Source organism: Winogradskyella pacifica (genome assembly GCF_003386275.1).
Lineage (GTDB): Bacteria > Bacteroidota > Bacteroidia > Flavobacteriales > Flavobacteriaceae > Winogradskyella > Winogradskyella pacifica.
The window spans coordinates 317301-334812 of record NZ_QREI01000001.1 but is presented as its reverse complement, the minus strand read 5'-3'; the positions used below and the strand labels follow the sequence as shown (position 1 = coordinate 334812).

The window sequence follows — 17512 nt, the reverse complement described above, 5'->3', positions numbered from 1 at the left end:
TAAGAGCAGCTCACAAGTTGTTTTTACTTACAAAGAATAGAATAATAGTAAATCCATAATAAAATGAGTAGTAGCAACGAATTTGGAAATATTTCATTTGATTTGCCAAAGCATCAATCAAACGTCATCAAAGTAATTGGTGTCGGTGGAGGTGGAAGTAATGCCATCAATCACATGTTTCAACAAGGTATTAAAGGAGTCGATTTTGTAATCTGTAATACAGATTCGCAAGCGCTTCATAATAGTGGTGTTCCAAACAAAATACAATTGGGTGTTGCCTTAACAGAAGGTTTAGGAGCAGGAGCAAATCCAGATGTTGGAGAAGAAGCGGCAATAGAAAGTTTAGAAGACATTCGCAGAATGTTAGATACCAATACAAAAATGGTATTTATAACTGCAGGAATGGGTGGTGGTACTGGTACAGGTGCTGCGCCAGTCATTGCTAAAATGGCTAAAGAACTCGATATTCTAACGGTTGGAATTGTAACGATGCCATTTCAATTTGAAGGTAAAATGCGTAATGCACAAGCCCAACGCGGTATTGAAAAATTACGCTCTCATGTTGATTCGTTAGTTGTGATTAACAATAACAAACTTCGAGAAGTTTATGGAAACCTCGGGTTTAAAGCAGGTTTCTCTAAAGCAGATGAAGTGTTATCTACAGCCTCTCGTGGTATTGCGGAAGTTATAACACATCACTACACTCAGAATATTGATTTACGTGATGCTAAAACCGTATTAAGTAATAGTGGTACAGCAATAATGGGATCTGCTACAGCTTCTGGTCAAACAAGAGCACAAGAAGCGATTATGAGTGCTTTAGATTCGCCATTACTTAACGATAATAAAATTACAGGAGCTAAAAACGTATTGTTGCTAATCGTTTCTGGATCTCAAGAAATTACTATTGACGAAATTGGTGAAATCAATGATCACATCCAAAATGAAGCTGGTCATGGAGCCAATATTATTATGGGTGTTGGTGAAGATGCAGAGTTACAAGAATCTATTTCAGTAACTATTATTGCTACAGGATTTGATTTAGATCAACAAAATGAAATTTCTAATACGGAAACTAAAAAAGTGATTCATGCTTTAGGAGAAACTACTGAAACTAGTACTCAAGAAAAAGAGCCTGCGATTATCACTCCAGATATTGTTTTAGAAAAAGAAAAAGAAGCTCCAATTGTTCGTCATACATTAATTGAAGAAGAGGAGGTTAAAGATGTGCCTAAAGCAGAAGATAATAATGGTACAAACTTAATCGCAACTACAGATTTCTTAAAAAATATGAATGTAGTTTATGATGAAGTTTTAGACACAAAACCACAAGCTACAATAGAACCTGAAGAATTTGTTATTACACCAATAGTAAATAAAGCAGAACCAATTGAAGAAGTAAAAGAAGAGCAAATAACATTTTCATTCGATTTACCAATAGCAAATAAAGAACCTGAAAAGGTAGAAGAGCCAAAGGTTGAACAAGAAAAGATGTTCTTTAGTTTAGATGAGGACGTTAAATCTATTGATGTTAATGAACCTGTTGAAATTATCGCAGTAACTGAAGTTAATGAGCAAGGAGAAAAACGATATGCTTTAGATGATTTTGAAACGTTTCAATCGTCTATAAATACTAAAAAAGAAAAAACAGAAGTAAAAGAAGAGATTGTTTTTGAAAAGAAAACAATTCCTATGGAAAAAACTGAGCAGGTGTCTGAAGATGAAATAGACCCAATGAACAGTCCAATTTCTGAAATGCTTATTGCGCGTGCTGATGAGCGCAGAAGAAAAATGAAGGATTTCAATTATAAGTTTAATGATGCTAAAATAAACGAAATCGAAAAAGTACCTGCTTACAAAAGGCAAGGTGTTAATTTAGAAGATGCTCAGCATTCATCAGAAACAAAAGCTTCAAGAATGTCTGTTGGAACCGATGAGAATGACGACATTCAGTTAAGAAGTAATAATTCATTTTTACACGATAATGTAGATTAATAGCACGTTTAAGTTAGAGTGCTAAATCACTAAAATCTAGTCCAAAAAGCGCCTTTAGCTTTTTGGACTTTTTTTTAGATAAAATTTAAACAGTATCTGTTATTCTTCTGTAAGCTAAGAAGAACTTTTTAGTATCTTCGCAGTCTTATTTAAAGGAACACGATTATGAGTTTACAAGTAGATATAATGACAGCTATGAAAGTAGCAATGAAAGACAAAGACCAAACAGCTTTGGCTGCATTGAGAGCTGTAAAATCAGAAATATTATTAGCACAAACAGCAACAGGATCTAAAGAAGAGATTTCTGAGGATGAAGAAATAAAGATTTTATCTAAAATGGTAAAACAACGAAAGGATAGTGCTGCTATTTTTTTGGAACAAAATCGTAATGATTTAGCTGAGCCAGAGATAGCACAAGCTGAAGTAATTAGTAAGTTTCTTCCTGCACAACTCTCTGACGAAGAGATTACCGATGTAGTGATGAAAACTATTGCGGCAACAGGAGCTGAAGGCATGAAGGATATGGGTAAGGTTATGGGAATGGTGAGTCAAGAATTAGCTGGCAAAGCTGATGGGAAAACAATATCGAGTATTGTAAAAGCAAAATTATCTTAAATACATATAAATGAGATTCTTGCTTTGGCAAGAATTTAAGGCTGCGTAGTTCAATTGGATAGAATATCAGATTTCGGCTCTGAGGGTTGGGGGTTCGAATCCCTTCGCGGTCACAAATAAATAGTTTCAAAAGAAAAAACGCCAAGCTAGCTTGAGCGTTTTTTTGTTGAAACTATTTTCAGAATGGAGCATAAGGGATGCGCAGCAATCCCTTATGCTCCGTTCTGTTTTAAAAGGAATTAATATTATAAGCTAGCTTGAGCGTTTTTTTGTTGAAACTATTTTCAGAATGGAGCATAAGGGATGCGCAGCAATCCCTTATGCTCCGTTCTGTTTTAAAAGGAATTAATATTATAAGCTAGCTTGAGCGTTTTTTTGTTGAAACTATTTTCAGAATGGAGCATAAGGGATGCGCAGCAATCCCTTGAGCACCGTTCTGTTTTAAAAGGAATTAATATTATAAGCTAGCTTGAGCGTTTTTTTGTTGAAACTATTTTCAGAATGGAGCATAAGGGATACGCAGCAATCCCTTATGCTCCGTTCTGTTTTAAAAGGAATTAATATTATAAGCTAGCTTGAGCGTTTTTTTGTTGAAACTATTTTTCAGAATGGAGCATAAGGGATGCTCAGCAATCCTTTTAGGCTCCGTTTTGATTTGAAGAATACTATGAGATTATCAATGTATTTTAATATGTCTAGTAATTCTAATTTTATATTGAGCTCTGTTAATACAATTCAAAATGTTAAAAAAAGACAATAATTTAACAGTCATTTTGCATAGGAATATTGAATTATAGATTTACTTTGTATTATAATTTGAATTTAAAAATGATTAAAACACTTTTTAGTATACTATTGTTTCTTGCTAGTTTGGGTACTTCTGCCCATGCTTGTGATACACAATTGCTAAATAGTGATTTAGAATCGTCATTAAGTATTGATAGCTCTAATGAAATTGCTGCGTATTCTACAACGCATCATTCGTTTTTTGATATTCAAACAGAGAACTATAGTGTTGTTTTCTTCAATGATACTGAGCCGTCTCGCGTAGATAGGGTTTTAGAGAATTCTAATGGAATTACTAATCGCAGTAAGCATCTTTCTGCTGTCCTACGCTCTCAGTTTAGTATTGCAGAGCCTCATAGTTTTAATACGCTTTACTTACGGGAGATTCTTTTTCCATTTCATTCCTTTTGGTAAAATAAGTGTACTAACATCATGTAATATGATGTCTGTCTATGACGTAAAACCGTCATATCATTTTTTATACACTTAAATTAATATCAAAAAAAATTAAAATCATGGGAACAGGATTATTTATTATCGATGCGATTATAATCGCTATCGTTATTTTACCATTTGCACTATTTATAAACGGAAGTAAAAAAAGAAAACGAAAATTAAGAAAGGCATTGCAGTCTGAAGCAACGCAAAACAATTGTAAATTATCTAAAATTGAAGTTGATAGTAACTTTGCTATAGGAGTTGATGAAGCGGAAGAAAAGTTGTTTTTCTACAAAGAAACAAGTGAACTAGCGTTTGCGCAAGTTGTAGACTTAAAATCGCTAGTGTCTTGCAAAACAATAAGAGAAAACAAACGTGTTAAGGACAAAACGAAGCATTACGATGTTATTGATAAACTCCAACTATCATTTACACATCATAATCTAAAAGAGCCTACAGAATTAATGCTATACAATAACGACGATGAAATGGTTTTAAATAATGAAATTGCTATAGCGCAAAAATGGGAAGACTATGTCAATAACCTTATAGCAACTAAGATCTCGACTGTAGAAAGCGATAATACAATGGTTATGGCCTAAATGCAATCTATTATATTTCAAAAAAACGTCTTTCAAAATCATTTTGAAAGACGTTTTTTTTTTTTTTTTGTCAATATTTTAAAAGCTTAATGTGGTTTAATAAAGCATTAATTGATTTTAAACTTAGACGTTAGCTTTAGCATTTTTTCACTTAATGAAAATAACCAATACAACTGTTCCCAAACTAAATGTGCTTCTCTGTGGGTACGTTCGCTATCTGTTTGCGAAATTGTATCATTTGCAATACGATTAAAAGGGAAATCAAAAGGTTCTGGTTTATAGACAGAACTATTGGTTCTAGGATCTTCGAAATTTATAGCATTCAATTGTGTACATACCTTATCGAGATTGTTATTAATCTTGTCCGAAATTAGTATGAAATCGTCTGAAGCTTCAGTTGTACTATGATTTTGTATGTATGAACTCAAAGAGGCTAAAGACGATAAAAAGCTATGATTAATGACCACTAATTCATAAATATCATCAATATGGTTTTGCTTGGACTCTGGTTCTTGAGCCATCCGCTGAAATGCAGAACTTAAATTAGACATTTGTAAAAAAGCTTCTTTACGATTTACTTTTAAACTTGTTGGCACAGCTCCCTTTTTCTGATAAAAGGTATTAATAGATTTAAAAAAGGCGGTATTGCCTTTTAAACTGTCCTTAATGGCATCTCCAATTTCCATAAACGACCAAGCAGGCCAAAGCCATCTCATGGCCATGTAAGAGAGAGTTGCTCCAATCAAAGTATCAATAACTCTAAATTGGATAACTTTTAAAATATCGGGTTGTAATATCGCATAGATGAATATAACACTCAATGTAATAAAGGTAGCAGAGGCTTTGTAATTTTTCTGTACCATAGAAAATGCAATGACTAAAGATAATACACCCAATGCCCCATAAACATAAGGGTCGAAAATTAAAAACACGAGTCCACTTGCTAGAGCTGCACCAATGAGTGTGCCAATCATTCGGTCTTTAGAGCGTGTTTTTGTAAGTCCGTAACTTGGTCGCATTATCACAATTACGGTGAGTATTATCCAATAAGGATTCTGAAAATCAAAGAATAAACCAATACCGTAACCCAACATTACCGCAACGGCTAATCGTAACGAATGCCTAAAGATGGTTGATCTAAAACTCAGATTTGTAAGAATTAATTTTGGGTCGTAATCTTGTGAACCTATAAAGCGCTTTAGTTTATCATTTTTAATGAAATCGTCTGATGATAATTCCGGATTCCCTAATAACCACTTAATCTTCTTTAATTTTTCAAACTGTTTTTTCTGATAGTCTAATAAATTTTGAAGCATTAGATAGCGTTCATAATCTTCTATGTGGTTTTCATTTTTAAACTTTAAAATATCATTTTCAAGGGTTTGCAAAGCATCAGAAAGCACTTTGTTTGACGGAAATAATTTTGACTTATTGATGTTTTTAGCAATAGATCGAAGTTGATAAGATAATTCTAAAATCAATTTTTGAAAATCAGTTTTTAACTCTGGATATTTTCCGAAAAGCACATCCATTTTATCATAATTTACAGGATTTGCAATCGCGGTTTCTAATATATCTACAAGTTGAACAAAAACTAATAGGCGTCTACTTTGGTAGTTTGATTTCCCTGAGCTTTTTCGAGATAAGATTAATATTTCCCGTAAGGTTTCATGATGTTCTGTCAGCGCACTCTGTAAGGTCATCAATTGTGTTTGTAAGCTCTCTCGGTCTGGTTGGTCGCCAATAAGTTGTCGTCTTATATCTAGAAAATCAGCAGTGAGTAAAAATGTTTCATTTAAAGTTTGTTCGGTTTGAGCTTTTGGATTGAGTTGATACCATAATGTAGAAAGTAATAAATACCACAAGCCACCAAGTCCAATGAATAAAGCATATTCATAAACCTCTAAGTTTTCAGAGGTATGTGCAAAACTTAGAATCAATGCTAATAATCCCGAAAAGCTGATTAACGAAGCTCTAAAACCATATATAGATAGAAAGGCAATACTAAACGTTAATACACCTAAAATAGGGAAGAGTAGAAAATTTGAAATATTGAGATAACCACCAATAAAACTAATTAGGACGACTAAAATTGCAGAAAAAAGAATCCCAACTTGTTTGTGTTTTAAACGTCCGCTAACATCACTTGGTGAACACCAAAATGCACCAAAGCAAAGGGCAAGACCAATTTCAAAATGATTAGCTATAATTCCTAAAACAATAGGAATTGTAACAGCAATGCCAATTAAAACGGCTTTTGAAAAGCTAGTGCTCTTAAAGAATTCTAGTAACTCTTTTGCTGGTTTTGAGATGAAAGTTAAAATTGGATTAATGATTTAGTGGTTTCGCACAAAGATACGATTTGAATAGAGAAGCGAATTTTTATTTCTCTGTAGCAAAAAGAAATATAGGTTAGAAAAAATAAAAGCTGTTAACTTATGTTTTTACTAAAGTTAACAGCTAAAAATATATAATGCGTATCCGTATTATTTCATGATACGTGTCAACTGGAAAAACTTTTCGTATTCCTTAGGTATCGTATCAATATTTAATAAAGACCCTTCTTCAATAGGAGGGTAAATGTCATGGTATGTTTTTACAATGTATAGACCAACCCTTTTGCTAATATGATCTCGTGTTAATTCCGCAGGACTATTAAGTCCAGCAGCAGCTACAAGTTCTAAGAAACTGTGAATTGTAGCTTCGTGATAGCGTTTTGCTCTTGGTGCCTTATCTTCAACAACTAACCCTTTTACTAAAGAAGGGTTTTGTGTTGCTACGCCAACTGGACAAGTATTTGTATTACATTGTAATGCTTGTATACATCCTATAGAAAGCATCATAGCACGTGCGCTATTGCAGCCGTCAGCACCTAATGCTAAGGCTCTTGCCATGTGGAAACCAGTAATTATCTTTCCGGCAACAATAACTTTAATATCTTTTCTTAAGTTGAAACCAACTAAGGTATCATGCACAAAAATTAAGCCTTCACGCAAAGGCATACCCATAGAATTAGAAAATTCAACAGGAGCAGCACCAGTGCCACCTTCACCACCATCTACAGTAATAAAATCTGGAAGAATTCCTGTGAAAATCATAGCCTCACAAAAATCCATAAATTCTTGCTTTCTACCTAAGCATAATTTAAAACCAACAGGTTTTCCATCAGAAAGATCTCTAAGTTTTTTTATGAAATACATAAATTGAATAGGATCCGAAAATGCTGAGTGCGATGGAGGGGAGTGTACCGCAATCCCAGGTTTTACGTGTCTGATTTTTGCGATTTCTTCGGTGTTTTTTGAAGCCGGTAAAATTCCACCATGACCAGGTTTAGCACCTTGAGACAATTTAATCTCAATCATCTTAACTTCTGTTCGCAATGCATTTTCTCTAAAGGTGACTTCGTTAAATGTACCGTCATCATGTCGGCAACCAAAATATCCTGTACCAATTTGCCAAATTAAATCTCCGCCATGTTTTAAATGGTAATCACTAATAGCACCTTCACCTGTATTATGAGCAAAATTCCCCATTTTGGCACCTTTGTTTAATGCCATTACAGCATTTTTACTTAACGACCCAAAACTCATCGCTGAGATATTTAATAAACTTGAAGAATAAGGTTGCTTACAATCTTTACCTCCAATTAATAAACGTGGAAATTCACCTATATTTTTAGGATTTGTTTTGGCATACATAGAATGTTCTAGCCATTCGTATCCAGAATGATAAATGTCCATCTGTGTACCAAAAGGCTCCGTGTCATTTTCTCCTTTTGCTCTTCGATAAATTAAAGATCGTAAAATACGATTAAGCGGTCTTCCTTCAGTATCAGTTTCAACAAAATACTGCATAATTTCTGGGCGTATAGATTCTAACATGTATCTAAATCGTCCTAGCAATGGAAAGTTACGTCGTATAGTATGAGACGTTTGTAAAATATCAAAAACACCCATGATAATGAGTGGAACTATTAACAGGAACACCCATAAAATAGGCTGCCAAACAAAAGCTATTCCGATAATAGCCAAAACAAGAATTATAGAAACTAGAATAAAATATTCACGGACTTTCATGGTGATAATTTTAAATTAATTGGCAAAGATAGGATTACCCAATCAAATAATAAATTAAAATTGCGTGCTTTGTCTTTTTTCACGAATTATTTTCACGAATCGATAATTATCTTAAGATTTTTTAAAAATCTCGTAAAACGAGCACTCGAGTAAATTGAAAAGACTTTTGTTTTTATGATAAAGTTTGCTTTTTAGAATTTATGATGAGTTTTCACAAAAATGTAACATTTATTTTTAACGTGTTTCATCTGTAAATCTTATATTTGAAGTTAAACCTTTTTGTAACAAAACCAATTATATGATTAAAAAAGTATTTCTCACACCATTTCAAAAATTCGTAAAAATTGAAAGCTTTAGTGGTATTTTACTGTTGTTTGCTACAATATTAGCACTAGTTTGGGCAAATTCGCCTTATGGTGATGTTTATAGAGAAATATGGCAATATGATATAGGAATTGTAACTGAAACTTTTGAGTTTAAAAAACCGTTAATTCTTTGGATTAATGATGGGTTAATGGCGATTTTCTTCTTTCTGATTGGATTAGAAATAAAGCGCGAACTCTCAATAGGCGAATTGAATTCTCCTAAAAAAATTGCATTTCCATTAGTTGGTGCTATCGGAGGTATGTTGGTTCCTGTAATCTTCTTCTTAGTGCTTAATCAAAATCCAGACACCACCAAAGGTTGGGGAATACCAATGGCAACTGATATTGCTTTTTCATTAGCTATTTTAAATGTTTTAGGAAAACGAGTGCCTTTAAGTCTTAAAGTGTTTTTAACTGCTTTCGCCATTGTAGATGATATCGGTGCAGTATTAGTTATTGCTTTATTTTATAGCGGAAGTATAAATATTACCCTATTATTAATAGCTTTAGTGATGCTTGCTTTCCTATATTTTTTATCCTTTAAAGGATTTTACTCTAAATTTCTAGTGTTTTTCTTAGGTGTAATTATATGGTTCTTATTTTTAAAAGCAGGAATTCATCCAACAGTAGCAGGTATTTTATTAGCATTTTCTGTTCCTATTAGACAGAAGATAGATACATCAACATTTTTAGAGCAATTAGAAAACGTTTATAATGATATTAAGACGGCAAGCGTATTAAAAAAACCAATTCTTTCTACGGAACAAATTTTGCATATAGATGATTTAGAAGATTGGTCTTCTAAGTTTCAATCACCGCTGCAACATTTAGAACATAATTTACATGGTTGGGTGGCTTATTTTATCATTCCAATTTTTGCGCTGGCAAATGCTGGAGTATTAATTAGTGGCACCGAGAATCTTGAGATAGCTTTAGTAACTAATATTATTATTTGTTTAGTTTTAGGTAAAGGTATCGGTATTAGTTTAATTGTGCTTTTAGCGAAAAAAATTAGATTGATAGAAGTGCCAAGTGAAATTAGCTTTAAGCATATTTTAGGTGTTTCATTTATTGCAGGTATTGGATTTACTATGGCTATATTTATAGCGAGTTTAGCATTTGCAACCACTCCAGAATATATTGATTCAGCTAAAATTGGTATTTTAATAGGGTCGCTAATCTCTGCCATAATAGGTTATGTGATTCTGAGTTCTACATCATCTAAAATTCAAACTAAGGATTAATGTTGATGATTTGCTTATTGCAAACGTGCTAAAACGAAACTAGCTTTTGGTTCATGTCTTTATAATAAAATGACTCTATCTTATTATAAAGACATTAATATAATTATTCTTCAGTGCTTATCAGAAGTTATCGTTTAAATTAGATCTGTTTATACGCCATTAAACCTATCTTTTTTAAGAACTAATTACGTGGTTTAAAAAATGAAATATTCCATTAGGAGTTCCTATAAACCATTTATTTAGTAGATCATAATGGCATTGCGAAACAATAGTAATTTTTTAGTAAAATCTAATTTAGTTATTTAATAATATAACCCCTTTATATTATGGAAAGTGTTATTTTTGCGTTATAAAAATATATAATTCCAAAAATAAGACCACATAAATGGGAAATTCAAAAAGTAATACCAAACCAAAAGTAAAAAAGGTACCTTTAAAAGGAATGATGGATAATGTAATGGAGCAATTTAATAGTGCTGCAGATCACATTAATCTACACCCTAATATTAGGAAAATATTAAGTATCACTAATAATGAAATTTTAGTGAATTTTCCGGTAAAAATGGATAGCGGTGAAGTTGAGGTTTTTACGGGTTATCGCGTTCAGCATAATGGAGCTTTAGGTCCTTATAAAGGTGGTTTACGTTACCACGCTACGGTAGACTTAGATGCGGCAAGAGCATTAGCAATGTGGATGACATGGAAAACGTCTTTAGCCGGATTACCATATGGTGGAGCTAAAGGAGGTATAAAAATTGACCCTGCATTATATTCAGAAAACGAATTAGAGCGTATAACTAGACGTTTTACATTTGCTTTAGCTGATAATATTGGTCCAGAGCACGACATACCTGCTCCAGATGTTAATACCAACAGCCAAACAATGGCATGGATTGCAGACACTTATATGAGTACGAGACCTCCAGCGCAGCGTACCGCGAATCAGCATGTTGTTACAGGTAAGCCAGATGGGAGTGGAGGATTAGAAGGTAGAGATAGAGCAACAGGATTTGGTGTGTATTTAACTATTAAGTTTTGGGCTGAGAAAAACAATATGGATCTAAACGGTAAAAAGTTTATTGTTCAAGGTTTTGGTAATGTAGGGTACTGGGCTTCGCATTTTTTAGAAAAAGATGGTGCTAAATTAGTTGGTGTTCAAGATGCTCAAGGTAGTATTGAAAATCAAGACGGTTTAAATGTTGAAGACCTTTTTAAATATAATGAATCAAATAAGGGAACTATTGTAAACTATTCTGACTCTAAACCAGTGGAAAAAGGTGAATTCTTCTCAATAGATTGTGATATCTGTATTCCTGCTGCATTAGGAAATCAAATTACAAAAAAGAATGCACCCAATATAAAAGCAAAATTAATTGCTGAAGGAGCTAACGGTCCAACAAATGTTGAAGGGGAGAAGATATTAAAAGATAGAGGTATTTTTATAATACCAGATATTTTATGTAATTCAGGAGGAGTTATTGGTAGTTACTTTGAATGGTTACAGAATAGAAGTGGTGAGATTTGGCATCTAGAAGAAGTTATGGAGAAGTTAACTAAGAAGCTAAATGGTTCGTTTAATAAAGTCTACGATTATTCAGAAAGAGAAGGTATAGACATGAGGACGGCAGCGTTTTGTATCGCTATTGAGCGTATAGAAAAAGCCTATGTACAACGCGGTATTTTTCCATAGACTTTAGATTTTTTAAGTCTAATATAAAAAAGCAAGTATCCTTTTCTAAGGGTACTTGCTTTTTAGTTTTACGTGATGGTTGCTAGCTTTAACTAGAATAGATACTAATGTTAAAATGAATCAATAATGATTGTTGTTACTTCTAGTCATAGAGCACATGTTATTTTTTAGAGCCGCCTCTTATTTTATGTCCCCAAATTGCAAAGAATAAAATGAGAGCATAACAAGGAATAAGAATCCAATAACTACTTGTTGAAGCATTTGCTAAAGCTTCTGATTCGTTGATTCCTGAACTGATGAGTTCTAATTTTTTGCTATCAACTATTTTTCCATATAACGGTGGAATTATTGCACCACCAGAAATTGCCATAATCAATAAAGCAGAGGCTGTTTTAGTGTGTTTACCTAAACCGTCTAGAGTTAGTGGCCAAATAGCTGGCCATACTAATGCATTTGCGATTCCTAGAGCAGCAACAAATAAAACAGATGTTAATCCTGTAGTTGATAAAATTATAAGACTAAATATAATTCCTAAAATAGCACTAATAATTAATGCCGTTTTTTGTTTAATATATTTCGGAATTAAAAAGACGCCTAAAGCGTACGTAGCAACCATAGCCATTAAGGTGTAAGTTGTAAAGTATTTAGCTTCTTCGCCTGTAAAACCTAAGGAAATACCATAAGCGATTATGGTGTCGCCTGCAATAACTTCTGCACCTACGTATACAAACAATGCTAAAACTCCCAACCATAAATGTGGGAATTGGAAAATCGTCTTGTTAGAAGATCCTTCCTTAGTTATTGCTTCATCTTCTATGGCCTCAACATGAGGTAACGGAGCTTTTCTTATCAACACACCTAAAATAATTAAAACGATGGCCATAATTACATAGGGTACAAAAACACTATCCGCCATAGTGTCTAGAAGTACGGCTTTTTCAGAATCAGAGGCCGTAGCTAATTGTTCCTTTACGACATCAATTCCGGAAAGAAGGATGGCGCCAAAAATTATAGATCCTAAAGCACCTGCGACTTTGTTTGCTATACCCATAATGGCAATACGTTTGGCTCCACTTTCAATAGGGCCCAAAATGGTGATATATGGATTAGAAGCTGTTTGTAAAATAGTCATACCGATACCTTGAATGAAAATCCCGGTTAGAAATACCCAATAGGTTCTGGCTTCCGCTGCTGGAATAAATATCAAAGCACCAATGGCCATAATAAATAAACCGAGTGACATGCCTTTGCGATAGCCTATTTTATTTAGAATATACGATGCAGGAAGCGCCATCACTACAAACGAAATATAGGACGCTGAAGCTACTAAATAAGATTGAGCATCCGTAAGTTCGTTAATGGTTTTCATAAAAGGTATGAGGGCACCATTAATCCAGGTTACAAAACCAAAAATAAAGAAGAGTCCGGCAATAATTAAAATTGGAACTAGGTTGTTTTGTGATTTTACGTTTGTACTCATCAGATCTAATGTTGTATTTAGTTTTTGCGAAATGAAATTAGGTGTTAAGATAATAGTTTTGTTTATAATTTAGTTATGCTTGCTTATTAAATTGTACTTATACCATATGGACATTCCTATTTAAAATGGTTATGTTTCATTATATTTTTATATTTAAGCATGATTAAAATTTTAAAAATACAGACTCACATTTTTAAGCAAAATTTAGAGTACATAATTATTAAATTAGTTTATTAATGGTATCTAAGACTGAACAAGAAATTTTTGAAATGGAGTTAATTTCTAATTATATAGTACCAATTGGTATTGTTTTAATAGGTGTTTTTATACTGTATAGACTGATAAAGATTTTTCAGTATTCTTACGCCTCAATATATAAAAAGCCATTATTTGCACAGCGTTATTTTATGCTGAATAATTTATCACGAGCGCAATATGAGATTTTAAAAAACGAGCATTCTTTCTTTCGAAATTTATCAAGGAAAGATCAACTTCAATTTGAACACAGGGTTTCTAAATTTATTCAAACGAATACATTTGTTGGTAAGCAAGATCTTGTAGTTACCGATGAAATGAAAGTTACGATAGCGGCTACTGCAACCATGTTAAGCTTTGGGTTTAAAAAATATCAATTAGACATTGTTGAAACTGTTATGATATATCCCAATGCCTATTACTCTCAAATCAATAAAAAGTTTCATAAAGGTGAGGTGAATCCTCGGTTAAAGGCTATTGTGTTTTCTTGGGAAGATTTTAAACATGGGCATAACATTGAAGATGATAATCTTAATCTTGGTATCCATGAATTTGGACATGCCATACATTTAAATGCTTCTAAAAATAATGATATAAGTAGCTTGATTTTTAACCAAGGCTTTAATAGATTAACTACGTATTTGCAAAATCACGAAGCTGTTAGGCAGGATTTAATTGCTTCTAAATATTTTAGAGCATATGCTTACACCAATCAATATGAGTTTTTTGCTGTCTTATTAGAGAATTTTATTGAAACTCCTTCTGAATTTAAATCTCAATTTCCTGAATTATATAAATGTATGAAGCAAATGCTTAATTTTAAGTTCTCGGGGTATTAGCTGCTATTCTCTGAAATTATGTGCAAAAAAAAAGACTCACTGTTGTGAGTCTTTATATATAACACTAAATGTTATAGCTTAAATACAGCTTGTAGATGATATTGGTAATGGTTATTATCGTAACCACTGTTAGCATGATCAAAAGCAAATTTTGCAATAGTTTGAGCTCTTAGACCAAAAGTTCTATCCTCGTTTAACCAAAATAATACACCACCACCTAAATTTGCAGATATATTACTTTCGTCTATATGAAAGAAACCGACACCAACATTAGCGTATATGTCAAACCAATCATTTCTACCACGACCAAAAATAAGTTCGCCAAAATAATATTTAACATGCGTATCTAAAGATATATAATTATAGTCTTCATCTGTAGAATCGAAATCAATACTCTCATCATCACTAAAACCGTTGAAAGTAATAGATTGTTCTATTGCAAATTTGTCTGTCCAATTAAATTCAACTCCAGCAGAGATTGGGGTTTGAAAGCTCCAGTCTCCTGGACGATCAAATGGTGATTGAGTTCCCAAGCTGTTTATAGCATTAACACCAATACTCATAGACCAATCGCTATTGCGTCTTTGTGCAAAAGAGGATAGACTAAATATTAATATAAATGCTAGTAAAAGTATTTTTTTCATACTAAAATAATTTTGTCAAAGGTAAACTTTATAGATTATAAAACAAATATAGAGGTAAAGTTCTTATAATAATAAGCAAAAAAAATTAAAAGTGATTTTAATTCGACTTAAAATTAATTTATCGAATGTTTTTGTGTCATTTTTTGCGTTTAAATGATTCTGTTTTTTTTATAAAACTGAAAAGCAATGGATTAATGTAAGCTAAAAAATCTATTATAGAAAAAAATAAACTTCGATATTTTTAAAGGCCGAAGGTTAAAAGCTCTTAAAAAGATTTATTTTCTTCAAAAATTTCTCTTTTATTATATGTTTTGTGTAACTTTTATTGGTGTAAATTAAGTGTAAGCGACTCGTTATAAAAATTGTGATTAGTTTGATATAATTAATAACAACGCGTAGAGGTTTAAAGGACATTTTCATTTTATGAAAAAAACCTCTGTATGTCATATAATTATTAGAAGTTATATCAGAGAATTCAGTAAAATAGTATTTTGCCAATACTAAATAAGATTGGCCATATTTGGAATTTAATAAAGTATCTATGTGATTTTTGTCCTTGAAGGTTTCTATAGAAATAAGGTCATAAATTGATTTTAAACTTATGATATTATAATAATGTCCCTTATCGTTAAGCTGCCAGCTTAATATGAGGTGTTGGCTTAAGTGGCGTGTGTTCGGAATAGGAATATTGTTCTTTATTATTTTAGATTTAAGAATAGATGGCATATTCATTAGCGGCCAATGTCTTTTATTCAAAAGTTCGGTGTGAAGTTCTATTGCAGCCAATTCGTTCTCTGAAATTAAGCGATCAAGATGTCTAAAATCTTTCTTGTTATACGCAAAACCAAATGTTTTATTATAGCCTGAGTTTTTTAAAATATCAAACGCATTATATACCTCCGATTTTTCAACTAAAATATCAATATCACCAATCATACGTTCTCCTTCGTCGTTATAGTAACCTGAAGCCAGTAGGGCAGTACCTTTTAAAAACACATGGTCAATATTGTGTTGGTTTAAAATTTGTGATATGCTATGTACTTGATTGAGTATTCTTAGATTTCTAGACCTATTTATATTAGTGATTTCTTCTAGGTAATTAATCAACTCTTCAGGTAATAAATGAAGAAGCTGTTTTGCCTTTAATCTACAATATATGGCGGGTAATACTAATTGCTTGCTACCTTCTATCACTATAGTATCCCAATTAAATGTGGGGTCACTAATCGATTTCTCTAGTTTAGAATTTGGGGTTTCAAAACTTAAGATATCTGCAATATATTGATATGTAGTAGCTAAATTATCCATAGATTTCAATACAAACTACTAATATAGACTATTGATTTTGGTAATTAAATTGTTTAAATAAAGCTGAAATTTCAGAAGATACACTATTTGTGTCACTATAAGTTACTTGATATAATTTAACTTTTTGTAACCAGTCTAAAAACTGCTGAGCATGTTTAGGGTTCGGTGATAACCAAGAATCTTCTATTATGGTTTCTAAAATGTGTTTAATAGAAATCGGCTCAATTATAGTTTCTGACTCGGATACGTAATTCACTAAAACAATAGCATGGCAAGGATAATGGTCTTGTTTTGGTTTCGTGCAAGGCATATATTTTAATTGGCCTTTAGTTTTGTTAAATTCGACTATTGGTAATTTTTCAAAATTCTTTACTAAGGGTTGCAGCAGGTTAAAAGCTCCTTCTTTAATCGAAATAGAGGAGGGATTATAATATATATGTTGGTTTTCGGAAAGCAAAGGTGATACATCATCAGCTAATAGTTCAAAGCCATTTGTGGCTAATAATGCTGATAAGGTGCTTTTTCCTTTTCCAGATTTACCAACAAATAGGATGGACGAATTACCATCTGTTATCGTTGACCCATGAAGCGTTCCAATCCAATCTTGTTCTACTTTATTATGTAAGGAACAGAGTAACTGCATGATAAATTTACCTTGTAAAAGGTGATACTCTCTTTTAGGAACACAAGACATTAATTCTCCATTCTTAAAAAGATATAGGTTATCATTCTTTAAATATATATCGAATGTTACATCTGTATTGGCTGTGCTTGTATTACAATAATAGGCAATAGCAGGATGAACCGTTTTGAGCACTAGTTCTGAGCTGTAATAAATCTGAATTCTTTTAGAGTCAAATAAATAATGCTTAGAAATATTTCGGTGAGACGTATCTAAAGTGTCTGAGCTTGTATTGGGTGGACTGTAAGGATTATTGCAATCCTTGAGATAATTATGAATAGTTTCAGAAAGTTTTAAGCTATCAGAAACAGGGATTTGGTCAGAAAGGGTATTGGAAAAATCCTTTTGTGTATTGGAGGCTAAATACGTATCCAAGAGTAACTCAAAATCCGAATTTATAACACTGTAACTATTAGAAATAGAATACCACAATATCCAATAATCACCGAACATTTTTTTATATGTTGGTGCTAATTTAGTATTCAAAATAGAA

Annotated in this window: 13 protein-coding genes and 1 tRNA gene; 8 read left to right on the top strand and 6 right to left on the bottom strand. The window is 32.5% G+C overall.

What is annotated here, in order from left to right; genetic code table 11:
- Positions 1-63 precede the first annotated feature (63 nt).
- From ftsZ to DFQ09_RS01525, 5 genes are all read left to right on the top strand, one after another.
- A complete protein-coding gene (ftsZ, locus tag DFQ09_RS01545; protein WP_115807829.1) occupies positions 64-1995 on the top strand; it encodes a cell division protein FtsZ in 1932 nt (643 codons plus the stop codon).
- A 165-nt stretch (positions 1996-2160) separates the two neighbouring features.
- A complete protein-coding gene (locus DFQ09_RS01540) occupies positions 2161-2610 on the top strand; it encodes a GatB/YqeY domain-containing protein (protein WP_115807828.1) in 450 nt (149 codons plus the stop codon).
- Positions 2611-2649: 39 nt separating this feature from the next.
- Positions 2650-2723: transfer RNA gene (locus tag DFQ09_RS01535), tRNA-Arg, on the top strand.
- Positions 2724-3438: 715 nt separating this feature from the next.
- On the top strand, positions 3439-3810 hold the full coding sequence (locus tag DFQ09_RS01530) for a hypothetical protein (protein ID WP_115807827.1): 372 nt from the start codon (positions 3439-3441) through the stop codon (positions 3808-3810).
- A gap of 101 nt (positions 3811-3911) precedes the next feature.
- Positions 3912-4436, top strand: a complete 525-nt coding sequence (locus DFQ09_RS01525; protein ID WP_115807826.1) for a hypothetical protein — start codon at positions 3912-3914, stop codon at positions 4434-4436.
- A 107-nt stretch (positions 4437-4543) separates the two neighbouring features.
- Here DFQ09_RS01525 and DFQ09_RS01520 read toward each other — a convergent pair whose 3' ends face one another.
- Both DFQ09_RS01520 and DFQ09_RS01515 read right to left on the bottom strand, forming a co-directional pair.
- Entirely contained in the window at positions 4544-6625 is a 2082-nt protein-coding gene (locus DFQ09_RS01520) for an FUSC family protein (RefSeq protein WP_245940303.1), read from the bottom strand.
- Between the two features lie 297 nt (positions 6626-6922).
- A complete protein-coding gene (locus DFQ09_RS01515) occupies positions 6923-8512 on the bottom strand; it encodes an FMN-binding glutamate synthase family protein (protein ID WP_115807824.1) in 1590 nt (529 codons plus the stop codon).
- Positions 8513-8810: 298 nt separating this feature from the next.
- Here DFQ09_RS01515 and nhaA point away from each other — a divergent pair, with 298 nt between their 5' ends.
- Both nhaA and DFQ09_RS01505 read left to right on the top strand, forming a co-directional pair.
- Positions 8811-10121 (top strand): Na+/H+ antiporter NhaA, encoded by a 1311-nt coding sequence (gene nhaA / locus DFQ09_RS01510; protein ID WP_115807823.1) that lies wholly within the window; start codon positions 8811-8813, stop codon positions 10119-10121.
- A 385-nt stretch (positions 10122-10506) separates the two neighbouring features.
- A complete protein-coding gene (locus DFQ09_RS01505; RefSeq protein WP_115807822.1) occupies positions 10507-11811 on the top strand; it encodes a Glu/Leu/Phe/Val family dehydrogenase in 1305 nt (434 codons plus the stop codon).
- Positions 11812-11971: 160 nt separating this feature from the next.
- Here DFQ09_RS01505 and DFQ09_RS01500 read toward each other — a convergent pair whose 3' ends face one another.
- A complete protein-coding gene (locus tag DFQ09_RS01500; RefSeq protein ID WP_115807821.1) occupies positions 11972-13291 on the bottom strand; it encodes a sugar MFS transporter in 1320 nt (439 codons plus the stop codon).
- A 236-nt stretch (positions 13292-13527) separates the two neighbouring features.
- Between DFQ09_RS01500 and DFQ09_RS01495 the strand changes: the two genes are divergently transcribed.
- On the top strand, positions 13528-14385 hold the full coding sequence (locus tag DFQ09_RS01495; protein WP_115807820.1) for a zinc-dependent peptidase: 858 nt from the start codon (positions 13528-13530) through the stop codon (positions 14383-14385).
- A 71-nt stretch (positions 14386-14456) separates the two neighbouring features.
- Here DFQ09_RS01495 and DFQ09_RS01490 read toward each other — a convergent pair whose 3' ends face one another.
- From DFQ09_RS01490 to DFQ09_RS01480, 3 genes are all read right to left on the bottom strand, one after another.
- Positions 14457-15029 carry an outer membrane beta-barrel protein gene (locus DFQ09_RS01490; protein WP_115807819.1) on the bottom strand — a complete coding sequence of 191 codons (573 nt, stop codon included), beginning with the start codon at positions 15027-15029 and terminating at the stop codon, positions 14457-14459.
- A gap of 255 nt (positions 15030-15284) precedes the next feature.
- Positions 15285-16337: a nucleotidyltransferase family protein gene (locus DFQ09_RS01485; RefSeq protein ID WP_115807818.1), complete on the bottom strand. Its 1053-nt coding sequence runs from the start codon at positions 16335-16337 to the stop codon at positions 15285-15287.
- Between the two features lie 28 nt (positions 16338-16365).
- Complete coding sequence (locus DFQ09_RS01480; protein ID WP_147298307.1) at positions 16366-17505, bottom strand: phosphoenolpyruvate carboxykinase (ATP); 1140 nt, start codon at positions 17503-17505, stop codon at positions 16366-16368.
- Positions 17506-17512: the final 7 nt, after the last annotated feature.